Source organism: Gardnerella lacydonensis (assembly GCF_048545055.1).
GTDB classification, from domain to species: domain Bacteria; phylum Actinomycetota; class Actinomycetes; order Actinomycetales; family Bifidobacteriaceae; genus Bifidobacterium; species Bifidobacterium vaginale_C.
In genome coordinates, this window is sequence record NZ_JBKQXT010000001.1 from 317,540 (window position 1) to 332,511 (window position 14,972).

Sequence of the window (14,972 nt, forward strand, 5' to 3'; positions counted from 1 at the left end):
ACTATAGGTGAGTGACTATAATCCCAATCGTAGATGTTCTAGAACGCATAATCGAGTAGTTCGTAAAGGCTCTGAGCTTTTTGATGCTGATGGCGTTAAGCTGGAGCCTTCGGATTTTCAGACTTTAGACCAGCGCTCTAAAGATGACGATAATCGTATTCTTGGAGAGCTTCCACCTCATTGGGCAGTTTTTAGTGAACGTGGTAGATAAGGCTGTTTTATCCTCGTATTGCAATAACCGCAAGGTTTGGAATAATAGATTGTGTATTTATTATCTGTAACGCAGACTCTGCAGACATGGCTAGTAACGCGTTTTGAGATGAATTACCTGTTTTGACTACTATTACGTCGCGGATAAATGAAATGTTTTTGTTTTCTTGAATAATGTCATTCTCGTTATTATCTCCTCTTGAAACTTTGCTAAATGCTATTGAAATATTTTCGCCAATGTTTAAATCTTGGTTGTTGCTTGCCAGTTTTATTGAAATCGTTGTAAATCCTGGTGGAATTTTTGCTTGTTGTGTAATCTGACTAGTAAAAATAGGCATGCCATATTTGATATTGCAGGTTGCGATAATAGCATTTTTGATCAAATCTTTGTTAATAACATTATTAAAAACACTGTTTTTGGGCACGTTAACATAAGACAAATCATCTTGTTTAATAAGAGTGCCTTTAGATATATCTCTAATTGCTACAGGTATGATTTGCGTTTCTTGACAGCTCGTAATCATATTTATTGCAATAAGTGTTGCAACGCTAATAAAAAATACGGTAAGCGCATTTAACAAAAGTGCTTTCTGCCTGCGTTTTAAAAGCATGGCTGGCACTTGATTTTCGTGCGCATCATGTGTGCTAGATGTGTTTTTTAATATTGATATCATGCTCATAGAAGCATCATCTAATAAAAGGTGATGCTTCTACAAGATATTTTTGTCAATGTGGTTAAAGGTTATTTTCTATTGTAAATCAGACGATTTTTATGCACTTTTCCACAAATTTGCTAATAAGCGAAATTGTTTATGCACATTTCCACAAATTGTTTGTTCCTGCTTGAAAAATTATTTATCAGTGCGATAAAATCCGCTACCTTTAAAATTGATTGGTGGCGCAGAAAACACCTTACGAAGTTCTGGTTTTCCGCATTTTGGACACACTGTAATTGGGTCATCTTCAAACGATTGATATTCCGAAAAATCATATCCACATTGCTTGCAACGGTAATGATAAGTAGGCAACGGTTCCTCCGATCTTTATTTCCATCACATATCCTAGCTCATGCCCGCACCGCATGAAAGATGACTTAAAATATACGCAAAAAGACGCAGTAATTTGTAAAAATTTAATGTAATAATTCCTATAATTGCGACACGCCGAATTGATTTTGGCTCTTCACATCCGTAACGCACTTTATATTTATACGTATGGGTTATGAATCGGTGAGTGCGTTAATTGTATTAATCATCATCATAGCCTTAATGTTTGGTTGGTTGCCTAAGCGCACTGTTAACAGCATGAAGTCAATGTTGGAACACAGCGAAGATAGGTATTCACCTTCGCTGCATATTGTGGATGAGCGTAGTGCTTCGCTGTTCCATGAGTGTAGTGGTGCGATGGCGAAAGGGGTTGGAATGCAACCGTCAGAGAAGCGATCGAATAAAAATAAGAACACTAAAAATAAGAGCAATAAGTCAAAGGTGTTAAGAGATAATTTTACTCCGCAACATGTGTCTCGTATTCGTGCTCTTCGTCGCGCTGCGGTTCGTCGTCGCCGTATTTTGGTTTTTTCTCTTGTTTTCTTGACACTTGTGGTTCTTGTAGCTGGTTTGTCTGGATTATATTCTGCTTGGTTCGCTCTTATACCGTTCGCTTTGGTTTCAACAGTTCTTTACTTTGGCTCTATTGCGGCAAAGCATGCGCGAGATTGGGAAGCGCGAGTTGCTGCCTATAACAAATCTGCTGGCGTGCCGCAAAATTATGGTCAAAAAAGCTATGGTGAATCTGGTGAATCTATTGTGGAACCAGTTTTTGACGCGATTGTCAATTCTGTTGTAACTCATGAAGAAGAGTATCAAAATTATTCATCAGGCTCTGTTACACAATATTCGTCGAATACTCAAGACAATACAGAAACTTCTGTTATGCAGCAGCGTGAAATTAGTATGGCTTTAGAACGCGTCAACTCGCAGAATGCTAATGATTATATTGCTGCTGGTAATCAGTCATCGTCTTTGCCTGATGTGTCTGATTCGTCTGATTCTTCTAAATCTCATCAAGATTTAATATCTTTCTCGTTTGGGTCTGATTCTACAGAATCTTCTTCAAATGACAAGAATAATGGTCCGTTAAGCTTAGAAATAAAGTCCACTAAGCAGGTTGCTAAAGCAATTTCAGCTAAAGAACCGCTTTCTACTAAAGAAGCTTCCGATAATAATGTGGAGCCACCAGTTAGTACTGAAGATTCATTAGGAAAAGCTGATTTGCGAGATGTTTTAGCTCGTCGCGCCGCATGAAAATAAGCTTAAAAGCAGATTAAAATACACATATTTTTAAAAAATTTTCCAAAATTTTAGCACTCTAGTTGGTAGAGTGCTAAAAACGCGCTATTATAAGTCACAGTGCGCGATAGTTTTGACGTGATCGTCAGCCTCGTCAATATTATTTGTGCGAATAGTTACATTTCTCTTAAGAAAGAGGTGGCGACAGTGTCGATTAAGCTCACACCGTTGGAAGATAAGATTATTGTTAAGCAAGCTCAGGCAGAAACTCAAACTGCTTCTGGCTTGTATATTCCAGATAACGCTAAGGAAAAGCCACAACAGGGCGAAGTATTGGCTGTTGGACCAGGTCGTCGCGACGACAAGGGTGAGCGCATTCCTATGGACGTTAAAGTTGGAGACAAGGTTCTATATTCCAAGTATGGTGGCACAGAAGTTCACTACGAAGGCGAAGATTATTTGATTGTTTCGTCTCGTGACGTTCTCGCAATCCTTGGCTGATTTTGATTAATTGTTTGGTTAATTTCTTTATTAATCATTTGTAATTAATCAAACAATATTTGAATCTATTTAACGCTGAAAATAACGGTTCGCCGCTGTTTTCAGCGTTTTTTGTTTAATTTGTTTAATTTGTTTATTTTGCCTAATTTTTCTTAATTTGTTTAAGACACGACTATTATAAAATCATGGATTATAAACATCGCAGTATTCTAGATACTTTGCCAAATTACAAGCAAGGCAAACCAGCGCCCGCATTAGACGGTATTCGCGCATATAAGATTTCTAGCAACGAGAACCCATTTGAGCCGTTAGAAAGTGTGAAAAACGCCATTTCTAGCCGTGCGCTTGGGGTTATTAATCGTTACCCAAATATGCGTGGCACAGAAGTCGTAGAGGAGTTAGCTAAAAAGTTTAGCGTTACACCAGATGAAGTTGTGCTTGGCTGTGGCTCCACGGAGGTTATTACGCAACTCGTAGACTTAGTTGCAGGTCCTGGAGACGAAGTTATATACCCATGGAGAAGCTTCGAGGCATATCCAATTATTGTTACGGGTGCTGGTGCTACAAGTGTGCAAATTCCTAATCGTGCAGATGGATCGCACGATGTGGACGCAATGATTGATGCAATTAATGAGCACACGCGTCTTGTTATTTTGAACAATCCAAACAATCCTACATCCGCGCAACTTTCTGATGAGGATGCTAGAAAGGTTTTGGATGCTGTACCAAGCGACGTTTTGGTGCTTATTGACGAAGCGTATGTGCAATTTAACAACGCAAAGGGTACGGCGGATGGCATGCAGCTTTACCGTGAATATCCGAATGTTGTTGTTGCTCAAACTTTCTCTAAAGCCTACGGATTGGCTGGGTTGCGTATTGGATATGCTGTTGCTGCAGCAGATGTTGTAGAAGGAATGCGAAAAGTGGCTGTTCCGTTTGGAGTAAGCCAAATCGCACAAGTGGCAGCTCTTGCGTCTTTGGAACCTCAAGCGCTTGTAGAAATGCGCAATCGCGTAGATGCGCTTGTTAAGGAGCGTGCACGCGTTGTAAGCGGCTTGCGTGAGCAAGGTTGGAATATTGCTGAGCCGTATGCAAACTTCTTCTGGATGCCGTTTGGTGAAGGCACAGAGCGAGCTAATCAGCGTTTTGTTGAGGCAGGTCTTTCTGTGCGAGCGTTTGCTGGTGAAGGTATTCGCATCACAATCGCAGAAACCGAAGCAAATGACCGTGTTCTTAAAATATGCGAGTCTTTAAAGAAAGATGGTTTTTCGCTTAAATAATCATATTTTTGACCGCATTTAGATGTGATTTTTGCCTTTCGGCGTGTCTTAATCTTGCATTAGTCTCGCGTTCGTGGCAAAATAACAAAGTTGCCGTTTGGAGATATTCCTCTCCGCTCGGAAACATTGGCGGGTTACCAGAGCGGCCAAATGGGACTGACTGTAAATCAGTTGCTTCGTGCTTCAGTGGTTCAAATCCACTACCCGCCACGCCTCGATAGCTCAGTGGTAGAGCACTTCCTTGGTAAGGAAGAGGTCGTGAGTCCGATTCTCACTCGAGGCTCTCTGGCGGGGTAGCTCAGCTGGCTAGAGCGTACGACTCATAATCGTAAGGTCAAGAGTTCGAGTCTCTTCCTCGCTACAATGGCCAGCAGGAGTTGGTCAACACACAATATTCTAGAGGTGAACGAAATGGCAAGTAAGAGCGCAGACATCCGTCCAGGCATTACGCTTGCATGCACGGAGTGCAAGGAGCGTAATTACATCACGACGAAGAATCGTCGTAATACGCCTGATCGTCTCGAGTTGAGCAAGTTCTGCCCACGTTGCGGCAAGCATACTCTCCATCGCGAGACTCGCTAAGCGAGTGAGCTTCGGCGAAGTTTTGTAGCTTTATTACCCCGCGTTTTGCGGGGTTTTTTGTTATTTAGTGCTGTTAGGATTAGGCATATGAGTATGCAATCATCCTTATCTGGATCTGATAATCCAACTTTCGCAGACCTTACAACAATCGGAGTTGGGGGTACTATTGCTCGTTTTGTAGAACCTAATAGCAGGGTGGCTGTTATTGAAGCTGTAGAAGATGCCGATTGTGCGGGATTGCCATTGTGCGTTATTGGTGGCGGATCTAACATGCTCGTTAGTGATGAGTTGTTTAACGGAGTTGTTGTTCGTGATGCTCGGCGTGAAATTTGTGTTTTAGATGAGGCTGCTCCTAGCGAAGATGGCGTTGATAAGGATAGTGGAGATTGTTTAGTTCACGTTAGTGCAGAAGCAGGATGCAATTGGGATGATTTTGTATCGCACACGATTCAGCTTGGATTGGAAGGCGTAGAAGCACTTTCTGGTATTCCTGGAACTGTTGGGGCATCTGTGGTGCAAAACATTGGCGCATATGGGTCAGAAGTAGCGAAAAGTGTTGAATCCGTAGAGGTTTGGGATCGTAAAGACAAAACCACTTTTTATATGAATCTAAAAGACCTTAAATTTGGTTACCGTACGTCTGTTCTTAAGCAAAGCATGTATAGGGCGCCTGGTGTTCCTGCTGATTGCTTTTTCCCAACGCCTAGATACGTTGTTTTATCTGTTACTTTTTGTTTAAAGCATTCAAAAACTGGTGTTGTTGCTCATTCGCAGCTTGCTCATGCGCTTGGAGTGCAGGTTGGGGATCGAATGGAAACAGCTGAGATTCGTCGCGAAGTTTTGCGTGTTAGAGCATCTAAGGGCATGCTTGAAGATGCTATGCGCTACGCAAACAAGTGGATGTGCTACGCAAAAAATGAAAGCGGTGTTGAGTCTGCGATTAGTCTTCAAAATGAAGACTATGTTTGTGGAGATTTGTTAGAAGGCGATTCTAAGTATGCCGATCGTCATAGTTGTGGAAGTTTCTTTATGAATCCGATTTTGACAGAATCTCAGGCAGAGTTGCTCCCAGAAGACGCTCCGCGATTTGATGCCACTTTGCCAGATGGTTCTAAGGGCGTTAAAACTTCTGCAGCATGGCTGATAGATCATTCTGGATTCCATAGAGGATTTAGGCTTACGCAAAACGATGGCATAAAAAGTGAGGCTGGGTTGTCTTCTTTGCACACTTTGGCATTGACTAATCGTAATAATGCAAAATGCAAAGATATTGTTGATTTAGCGCGCAAAATCATAGATGGTGTTTATGATTCTTTTGGCGTAAAACTTGTTCCAGAGCCTGTACTGATCGGCATTAACTTAGATTGTTAATGTAAGTTGTTAACACAAATTTAGCATAATTTAACATAATAAATCGCGATTTGTGTTGTGATTTTCCGCTGAACACAGTACTATGCTCTTTTAATATCGTAAAAATTATTGTTTGATGGCACTTAATGTGTGTTGAACTGTATTTTTTGCGATTAATAACATATATACCCTTATATGGAATGTTTTAGACGTAGTTTTAGAGAAGGTTGGATTATGCAAATATGGAGAAAAAAGTCTGTTGAACAGACTATTGCAGAAACAATGGATGGTGATCGCCATCTTAAGCGTACGTTAAATGCATGGGATTTGGCAGTTATGGGCGTAGCTGTGGCAGTTGGTGCTGGCATCTTCTCCGTTGGTGCTCAGGCTGCAGCTTTCCACGCAGGTCCTGCAGTTATTATTAGCTTTATCATCGCTGGTATTGTTTGCGGAACGGCTGCAATGTGCTACGCGGAGTTTGCTTCGATGATTCCTGTTGCAGGTTCTGCATACACGTTTACATATACCACAGTAGGCGAGCTTATTGCTTGGATTATTGGCTGGGATATGATTCTGGAAATGCTTATGGCAGGATCCGTTATAGCCAAATATTGGGGCGTTTATCTTAACGATTTAATGCACTTGTTTGGTCTTAACGTATCTACTTCGGTAAAGCTTGGTAATTTTACTTTTGATCTTGCTCCAGTAGTTATTGTTGCGTTCTTTACGATTATGCTTGTTGTTGGAACAAAACTTTCTGCTCGTTTTGACGGTGCTTTAACAATTCTTAAGATTGGTATTGTTTTGTTTGTTGTTGTTGTTGGATTCTTCTACATTAAGGCTTCTAACTTCACTCCATTCGTTCCACCTGCAACAGACGTTGCTAGCGTTAAGGGTATTCACGTTTCTGGCACCATGAGCCAGCCGCTTTGGCAGTGGATTACTGGTATGCAGCCAGCTGTTTATGGCGTTACGGGTATTCTTTCTGGCGCAGCTCTTGTGTTCTTTGCTTTTATTGGTTTTGATGTTGTTGCAACTACTGCAGAAGAAACTAAGGATCCACACAAGAATATCCCTAGGGGCATTGGTCTTGGTCTTTTGATTGTGACTGTTCTGTACATTCTTGTGGCTGTTGTTACAACTGGCATGGTTTCATACAAGGATTTGGCTAAGCAAGAGGCTCCTTCGCTTTCTACAAGCTTTGAGCTTGTAGGCGCAACTTGGGCAGCAAAGATTATTTCTCTTGGCATTGTAATCGGCTTAACAACTGTTGTTATGGTTCTTCTTCTTGGTCTTACGCGTATCGTGTTTGCTGTAAGCCGCGATGGTCTTCTTCCTCGTAGCTTCTCTAAGGTGAGCAAGCGCGGTATTCCTGCACGTATTCAGATTGTTTCTGGCGTTGTAGTTGCTATAATCGCTTCTACATTAGATATTGGAATTCTTTCTGATATGGTGAATATCGGTACGCTTTCTGCATTCTTGCTTGTTTCTGCAGGTGTTCCGATTATGCGTATGCGTAGGCCAGATTTGCACCGATCCTTTATGGTTCCATGGAATCCAGTTTTGCCTATTTTTGCTGCGCTTTCTACGTTCTGGCTTATGCTAAACCTTTCCGTGCTTACATGGATTCGTTTTGCGATTTGGCTTGCGATTGGCTTTGCAGTGTACTTCGGCTATTCCTACCGCAATTCTTTGCTTGGAAGGCAGTTACGCAAGGCTAAGAAGCTTGGTGTTCCTGTAGAGTCATTGTTTGCTCAAGATGCTGTTGCAGCTGAAAAGATGGCTCAGGGAGAATCTGAAGATCAGGCTCGTGCAGAAGCTGCTCAAGAGACAGGTAATAATTGATTATAAAATCTTGAATTAAGATATTATCTTATTTTAGATTTATTGATTCTAATCATGTTGAGTCGGCATGCGGTTTTACGCGTGTCGACTCAATTAGTTTTGCGCGCCGTGTTTGCACTATAATAGAAAAGTTAAATTGTTTCATTAGTGCAAAATTAATGCAGAAAGGGGGCGTTTGTTATGCCTTATGTTATTGCAGAACCTTGTGTTGACGTTAAAGATAAAGCGTGTGTTGACGAGTGCCCTGTTGATTGCATTTATGAAGGCGATCGTACGCTTTATATAAATCCTAATGAATGTGTTGATTGTGGTGCTTGTGAACCAGCTTGTCCTGTAGAAGCCATTTTCTACGAGGATGATGTTCCAGAAGAATGGGAATGGTATAAAGACGCCGCTGTAGAGTATTTCAACAAACTTGGCGATTTAGGCGGAGCGCAAGAAGCTGGTCCATCTGGCTGGGATGAAGATCGTGTAGCTGCTCTTCCTAAAAGAGATGCTTAAATACCTAGTTGCGCCGCATTGTTTCCATATTTTTCTCTTACAGCATCTAAAACATGTTCTGCGTGACTTATTCGTGCATAAGTATTTTTTACTGCGTTTTCTCTAATTGGTGTTGAATTTTTGTATGTATCGTTGTTTATTGCGGTTTCTCTTTTGCTTTCTTCAAGAATGTCATTAATGGTTGGTTGAATGAACGTTTTGCTGCATTTTACAAGATTGCTAGCGCTTACTCCTGCCAGTCTAACTGGGCTTAATAAGCAAATATTATTTCCGCCTAATTTATGATTGTGTATTATAGGGTTTGCGTCCATTAACAATGCGTCAACGTGTTTATATAATTCATGGGAAGAATCTGTTGCATTTCTTAACGTTTTAGATCTAGTAACATAGTGCAAATCGCTGAATCGTAGCTTTAACGTAACAGTTTTGGTTGCCATATTGCGTTTGCGTAGTTCTTGTGCCACATCATTGCAGCAGTGCCTGATCAGGTTTTTCACTGCTGCAATATCTGTGGTGTCAGAATTGAGAGTTTGTTCTGTACCAATGGATTTTTCTGGAACATGGGGCATGACTTGCCGATTATCGATTCCGCGCGAAGTGTTATAAAGCATTTGTGCAACAATCTTAGAGCCGGCAATTCGTTCCAGAGTCTTTTCATCTATATTTCTTAGTGTTTCTATACTATTTATTCCCCATGCTGCTAGCTTTTTTGCCAGAGCTGGTCCAATTCCTGGTATTGCTCGTAATGGCATTATTGACACAAAGTCAGCGTTGCGGTTCTGGGGGACAACCAGCATTCCATTTGGCTTTGCATTTGTTGATGCCATTTTTGCTATTAATTTATTGGATGCTATTCCCACTGAGCAGGTGATATGAAACTTACGCGCGACTTCGCTTCGTATCCATTCGCCTATAGCAATAGGTGTATGCCAGCGTAAAAGTGCGGAGTTAACATCCATATAACATTCGTCTACAGAGACTCGTTCAACCCTATCTGTGATTTTTGAAAAAACCTCCTTAAAAATCCTAGATGAAATGGAAACGTAGTATGGCATATCTACCGGTAAGAAAATGCCATTAGGGCACAAGCTTCGTGCTCGCGCTGCAGGCATAGCTGAATTGACGCCATACTTACGTGCCTCGTAGCTGGCTGCCGAAACTACGGAGCGCGAGCCTGTACCAATAATCACAGGTTTACCAAGCAACCTAGGATTACGCGCCGCCTCGAGTGACGCGTAAAACGCATCCATATCGATATGAAGTATTGTGCAGCCAGACGTGTCATGCCCCCAGTCGCGTTTAGCTGCTGTAACTCGCGGTGCTGTGCTCATGGATTTATAGTAGAACAAACGTTCGATTTTATCTATAGTGTGTCGTAATAAATTTTACGAAAAATATAGTCAAAATATGCAAATATAACTACTGCCGTGTAGGGTATGCTGTATGAAACAAATCATAGTGAACGCGCTAAATCGCATGCCTGTTTTGCTTATTGTTGTTGCAGAAGCGGCGATGGTTTATTTAGCAACATCAATAGCAAAAGTCGCGTTTAGCCAGCTCGATCCGTTGTATTCTGTGTGGTATCGCGTTGGATTTATGACTTTGTTTTTGCTTGCTTGGAGAAGACCTTTTTCGCACAAAAAACGTGCGCACAATTCTTTGCCTAAAACGTTAAAAGAATGGTTAGTTGTTGTTGCTGTAGGCGTGTCTGTAGTTCTTATGAACACCATGTTTTATTTAGCTATTAGCTGTATGGCTGTGGGGGTCGCGGTTACTATCGAGTTTGTAGGACCGCTTATGGTTGCTGTTATAACAGGTAAAACGTGGCGTGAGCGCGTTGGTATAGTTATTGCTGCGTGTGGAATCGTGCTTCTTGCAAGCGCGTCGATGGGGTCTAACGAAAGCCCGCATTTTCTTGTTGGATTAGTGGCAATTCTTATTGGCGGATCCATGTGGGGAATGTATATTGTTTCTGGGCGAATGTTGGCTAGAGGTTCTAATGCCATAGACAGAGTTAGTGTAGCTGTTCTAATTGGATGGTTGTTGCAGTCTAGCGTACTTGCCGTTCCTGCTATTTCTCATGTTATATACCCTAAGCCAGGAGCTACTTGGGCTGCACAGTCTGGCGGTTCTATAAAGCTTTTAGCTTTGATGGTTGTTATTGCGATATGCGCATCTTTTATTCCTACGCTGTTGGATCAAGTTCTTTTAAAGCGCGTGTCTTCGGCAAGATATTCTGTTATGCAGGCTTTATATCCTGCTATTGCGGCAGTTGTTGGAATGGGATTTGGAGAAGTGCCAACTTGGATTGACGTTTGTGGAATGGCTCTAGTTATGTTGGCTGTTGCGATTACATTTTCGGGAGACCATAATCCTGCATAAATCTTGCTGTTTGGCTATTCAATCCACTTTTGTGTGTTTGGTGTGTCGCTGAAGCATTGTGCACGTCCTCAAGAGGTGATATAGTCTGAATCTGTTGCTATCTTGAATAGCTACAAAGTGGAGTCATGCCTGAGTGGCCGATAGGGGCACCCTGCTAAGGTGTTAGTCGTGTAAGCGGCTCGAGAGTTCGAATCTCTCTGACTCCGCGGTTTTAGCTCTAAATCGTTGATTTTTCAATGATTTAGAGCTTTTTGCGTTTATGCAGATTCCCGTAATTACAATTTTTCCTTGAGATATTTTGGGCTATTCCCCAGGTTGTTTTCCATTGAATAGTCGCCAGCAACCGCAAGAATTGTGGATAACTCTGTGGATAAGTCGCCTTTAAAATAGGCTTTAACCACATTGATAGATTTTTATTTACATATGAAATTCCTTAAACCATAGTTAGACCCATGAGTGTTCTTGTAGCTCATCGTGACTAGCAAAATGTTGGTTACATTAATTGAAACAATGTTAAGGAGTTTTTTATGGGAAAACATAGTGATAAAAAACCGCCAATCCTACTGAGAAGTATGAGAAGTAAGCGCGTAAGACTTTTCTCATTATTTACAGCACTAGCTGCTTCAATTTCCATTGTGGTTGGTAACGGTGTAATTAGCGGAGCATATGCATTCGATACGATTCCTACGTATTCAAACACAATTACTGGTTGTGGAGTTGTGAGTAATTATCAGAGATTATATGCAGTAGACGATAGAGACACGTATTGCGTTGATACTTATGCTGGGAATAGTTTGTATGCGGATACTTCTTGGAATCCTGTAATAAATAATCGTGAAGTTGCGATCGCTGCAATGATGATAAAGCTCAGCAATCGTGAAAACCAGTATAGAGATAAAGTAGCAATTGCCTATGCTATGCATGAGCATTTTGATTCTGATAAATCTAAATGGGAGGATGCTAAAAGGCGTTCGTTCAGTACTAATGATTTTAGTGAAATAGCTGCTAAAGCTAATGAACTTTGGGAAGAAGCCGCTGGCAAAATTCCTACAAAGGTTTTATTCAAAGATGAAAGTTGGTATGGAAGTGATGTTGGTGAAATAAAGGTAAAAGCAGAAGGTATTACTAGAACAAGATATGACAGAAAAGATGGTGTTAAATTCAAAATAACAGCATCTAATAATAATGTTGTATTCCAAGATAATTCTTATTATGGCAGTAAAGAAAAAACAAAAGAACGAAATGGTGTTATATCTACAAGCGAAGACTATGCAGATAATTTTAAGTGGATTGCAAATGGAGAAGGAAAAGTTAATATTAAAGGCGAGTATTATCTCCCGAACTTAGAGAAACAAAATACAGAACATGGTTGTTATTTGCTTAGATTATCGCAATCCACTGTGAAATATGATTTTGATGGTTCAGTGTCGGTTGATGTTCATAGAGAATTCTACCCAACTGTTACTTCAAAATCAGATATTAATGAGCTAAAACTAGGTGATTCGGTTGAAGATAAGGTTAAAATCGGTGTTAAGCATGAAGATAAAAATCCGTGGATAGAAAATAAGAAGATTCGCGCACGTGGGTATTACTTTGTCGGCTCATATGACAGCATTCTAAAAGAACGAGCAGCAGGTGACAATGTATCAAATTATATAAAGAATTTGCGCGCCGATTCTACTATTAGACAAGTAGCTGCAAGTGATGTTTACTTTAACAAATTGGGTGAAGAAGTTAAAGCAATAGCTCATATAACAAATGGTGACATGAATCCAGAAAACCTCAAAAATTCTGCACAATATAAGGTTACTAATGAGGACGCTGGACTATTTGGAACATGGGTTTGGACTATTTCTAAAGATGAACAAGAAGATGATGTTAAAGGTTTTGTAGCTACTGATTTCATCGAAGGATTTGGTAAAACTAAATCTACATCGGCACATAAAGCAAAAATAAGCATAAAGCATATAAAAGATACTAAGAATAAAGATTCAAATAATGTATCAGACACAATAGTTGTTAGTGGTGTGCCAAAAGACTACGGAAAGTTTAATGGCAGTAAAGACTACGGTTTTAGCAGCGATGCAAAGATGAAAGTTCGACTTTGGTGGAATGCTAATTTAGATGAAAAATTAGATGCAGAACCTAATGAAGATTCCAATCACAGTAAGGTTGGAGAGTGGGAAGTTGCATTGCGAAATGGTACATATACACTTGCTGACGGAAAAATTATGTTGAAGTACAAAGAAAATTCCTCGGCAGAAGAAAAAGTAGAAAAATTAGCCAGCATTGTGAACGTAAATGCTGGTAATACTGGAAAATCTGGATTGTATGTATTTGTATATGATTTCCCTGGATCTTCTAGAGCAGAAGCGTTTAAAACGGCATATAACGATGAAGACAGTAGAAGCAGATTTACTCAAGAAAAAGAAGAGCATAAAACAGTAAATAATAATTCTGCAGGTAATACTGGTGACGCAAAGCCGAGTGACGCAAAGCCGAGTGACGCAAAGCCGAGTGGTGATAAGCCGAGTGGTGATAAGCCGAGTGGTGATGTGAAACCAAATGGTGACAAGCCGAATGGTGGTGACAAGCCGAGCGGTGGGAATAAGCCGAGTGGTGATGTGAAACCAAATGGTGACGTTAAGCCAGATGGTAATAAGCCAGATGGTGGAAATGAGCCGAATGGTGATAAGCCAAATGGTGATAAGCCGAGTGGTGGGAATAAGCCAAGCGGAGATGTAAAGCCAAATGGTGGTGATAAGCCGAATGGTGATAAGCCGAGCGGTGATGTGAAACCAAATGGTGATGTAAAACCAAATGGTGATGTAAAACCAAATGGTGATGTAAAACCAAATGGTGACGTAAAGCCGAGTGGTGATGTGAAACCAAATGGTGACGTTAAGCCAGATGGTAATAAGCCAGATGGTGGGTCTAAGCCTAGTGTGGATTCGCAGGGTGGCAACTCTGGTCAGAATACTCAGAATGGTGTTAATAAAGGTGATAACGTATCTACGAATAACAATGATAATAAAAATGATAATAAAGTAGACAACAATGATAATAGTGGGGAAGAATCTGGTGAAGTCACTAAGAATGAGATAGATCCAAAAACGTCTGCTGGAGGCGCTGTTGTAGACAATATCGTTAACAAGCAAGACTCTCATGATCAAGGTGATCAACAAAATAATAAACAAAATACGCAGTCAAATACTAATCAAAATACACAAAGTCAAGGCAATAGTACCCAGACTGCGCAGAATCAAGGTGACAAAAACTCTGGTTCGCAAAAACAACATCAGCAAACTGGTGATACTGAAGGTAAACAAGATAACAATATTAATGTAGATAATTCTCAGAGTGGTTCTGATTCTCATTCTGCTGTTAACGGTGATAATACAAATGTAAACGGTTCTTCGCAAAAGAATAATGAAAGTAATAAAGTAGATAAAAGTAATAAAGAAAATAATGCTGGCGTAGTAGATAAAACAAACGCTGGTAAAGCAGATAATGCTGGTAAAGCAGAGAATTCTGGTAAAGCAGATAAAGAAGATAAAGCAAGAAACGCTGGTAAATCAGATGCGAATGCTGATAACACAGAAAACACAGGTAATGAGAATTTGAGTAGCAAAAATGTTCACAGTGATAAAGCAGATAAGTCATCTAAGAAAGATTCTGGTAGTAGCGTAACTGGGCATAAAGTCAATACGAATAATGATAAAAAAGATGCTCGCACAACAAAGAAAGCAGCTTCTGCAGCAGTTTCTAGCTTAAATACTGATGAACAGAATGATAATAAATATGAAGAAGGAGCATCTGGTTTAGGATCTGAGTCGTTTGCAGAAAGCCAATCAGGGTCTACAAATACAAAAAGGAATAAGCACAGACATGCCCGTGCAGGTGCTGTAAGTGCCACATCTTTATTTAATGCTGGTATAAAAATTGAGAGTGTTTTGATGCTTTCTATGGCAGTATTACTTATTGCTGGTGCTATAGTTTTGGGCAAAAATATATATCGCGTTGTATATTAACA

At 40.5% G+C, this 14,972-nt stretch carries 13 protein-coding genes and 4 tRNA genes; 14 read left to right on the forward strand and 3 right to left on the reverse strand.

Going from position 1 to position 14,972, the window contains the following annotated elements:
• Positions 1 to 7: 7 nt before the first annotated feature.
• A complete protein-coding gene (locus ACJV45_RS01435; protein WP_004114310.1) occupies positions 8 to 211 on the forward strand; it encodes a hypothetical protein in 204 nt (67 codons plus the stop codon).
• 7 nt (positions 212 to 218) lie between these two features.
• Here the strand turns inward: ACJV45_RS01435 and ACJV45_RS01440 are convergent, their stop codons facing one another.
• Both ACJV45_RS01440 and ACJV45_RS01445 read right to left on the reverse strand, forming a co-directional pair.
• Positions 219 to 890 (reverse strand): CpaB family protein, encoded by a 672-nt coding sequence (locus ACJV45_RS01440; protein ID WP_419397494.1) that lies wholly within the window; start codon positions 888 to 890, stop codon positions 219 to 221.
• A 171-nt stretch (positions 891 to 1,061) separates the two neighbouring features.
• Positions 1,062 to 1,238, reverse strand: a complete 177-nt coding sequence (locus ACJV45_RS01445) for an FmdB family zinc ribbon protein (RefSeq protein WP_004114314.1) — start codon at positions 1,236 to 1,238, stop codon at positions 1,062 to 1,064.
• 240 nt (positions 1,239 to 1,478) lie between these two features.
• Between ACJV45_RS01445 and ACJV45_RS01450 the strand changes: the two genes are divergently transcribed.
• The 10 genes from ACJV45_RS01450 to fdxA all read left to right on the forward strand — a co-directional run bounded on the left by ACJV45_RS01450 (position 1,479) and on the right by fdxA (position 8,557).
• The gene (locus ACJV45_RS01450) at positions 1,479 to 2,513 is read left to right on the forward strand and encodes a hypothetical protein (RefSeq protein ID WP_019261911.1); all 1,035 of its coding nucleotides are present in this window, start codon (positions 1,479 to 1,481) and stop codon (positions 2,511 to 2,513) included.
• A gap of 192 nt (positions 2,514 to 2,705) precedes the next feature.
• On the forward strand, positions 2,706 to 2,999 hold the full coding sequence (gene groES, locus ACJV45_RS01455) for a co-chaperone GroES (RefSeq protein WP_004114319.1): 294 nt from the start codon (positions 2,706 to 2,708) through the stop codon (positions 2,997 to 2,999).
• Between the two features lie 185 nt (positions 3,000 to 3,184).
• A complete protein-coding gene (gene hisC, locus ACJV45_RS01460) occupies positions 3,185 to 4,279 on the forward strand; it encodes a histidinol-phosphate transaminase (protein WP_419397495.1) in 1,095 nt (364 codons plus the stop codon).
• 128 nt (positions 4,280 to 4,407) lie between these two features.
• Positions 4,408 to 4,489: transfer RNA gene (locus tag ACJV45_RS01465), tRNA-Tyr, on the forward strand.
• 1 nt (position 4,490) lies between these two features.
• A tRNA-Thr gene (locus ACJV45_RS01470) sits at positions 4,491 to 4,562 on the forward strand.
• A gap of 4 nt (positions 4,563 to 4,566) precedes the next feature.
• A tRNA-Met gene (locus tag ACJV45_RS01475) sits at positions 4,567 to 4,640 on the forward strand.
• A gap of 50 nt (positions 4,641 to 4,690) precedes the next feature.
• The gene (gene rpmG / locus ACJV45_RS01480) at positions 4,691 to 4,861 is read left to right on the forward strand and encodes a 50S ribosomal protein L33 (RefSeq protein WP_004114322.1); all 171 of its coding nucleotides are present in this window, start codon (positions 4,691 to 4,693) and stop codon (positions 4,859 to 4,861) included.
• 87 nt (positions 4,862 to 4,948) lie between these two features.
• A complete protein-coding gene (locus ACJV45_RS01485; protein ID WP_419397496.1) occupies positions 4,949 to 6,232 on the forward strand; it encodes an FAD-binding protein in 1,284 nt (427 codons plus the stop codon).
• 213 nt (positions 6,233 to 6,445) lie between these two features.
• Positions 6,446 to 8,056 (forward strand): APC family permease, encoded by a 1,611-nt coding sequence (locus ACJV45_RS01490; protein ID WP_353582914.1) that lies wholly within the window; start codon positions 6,446 to 6,448, stop codon positions 8,054 to 8,056.
• Positions 8,057 to 8,236: 180 nt separating this feature from the next.
• A complete protein-coding gene (gene fdxA / locus ACJV45_RS01495; RefSeq protein ID WP_004114327.1) occupies positions 8,237 to 8,557 on the forward strand; it encodes a ferredoxin in 321 nt (106 codons plus the stop codon).
• Here the strand turns inward: fdxA and dinB are convergent.
• Positions 8,554 to 9,888: a DNA polymerase IV gene (dinB, locus tag ACJV45_RS01500; RefSeq protein WP_004122837.1), complete on the reverse strand. Its 1,335-nt coding sequence runs from the start codon at positions 9,886 to 9,888 to the stop codon at positions 8,554 to 8,556. The genes fdxA and dinB overlap by 4 nt on opposite strands.
• Before the next feature lie 112 nt (positions 9,889 to 10,000).
• Between dinB and ACJV45_RS01505 the strand changes: the two genes are divergently transcribed.
• The 3 genes from ACJV45_RS01505 (at position 10,001) to ACJV45_RS01515 (ending at position 14,970) form a co-directional block, all read left to right on the forward strand.
• Complete coding sequence (locus ACJV45_RS01505) at positions 10,001 to 10,939, forward strand: EamA family transporter (protein ID WP_415705014.1); 939 nt, start codon at positions 10,001 to 10,003, stop codon at positions 10,937 to 10,939.
• Between the two features lie 119 nt (positions 10,940 to 11,058).
• Positions 11,059 to 11,145: transfer RNA gene (locus tag ACJV45_RS01510), tRNA-Ser, on the forward strand.
• 321 nt (positions 11,146 to 11,466) lie between these two features.
• Entirely contained in the window at positions 11,467 to 14,970 is a 3,504-nt protein-coding gene (locus tag ACJV45_RS01515; protein WP_419397497.1) for a hypothetical protein, read from the forward strand.
• Positions 14,971 to 14,972: the final 2 nt, after the last annotated feature.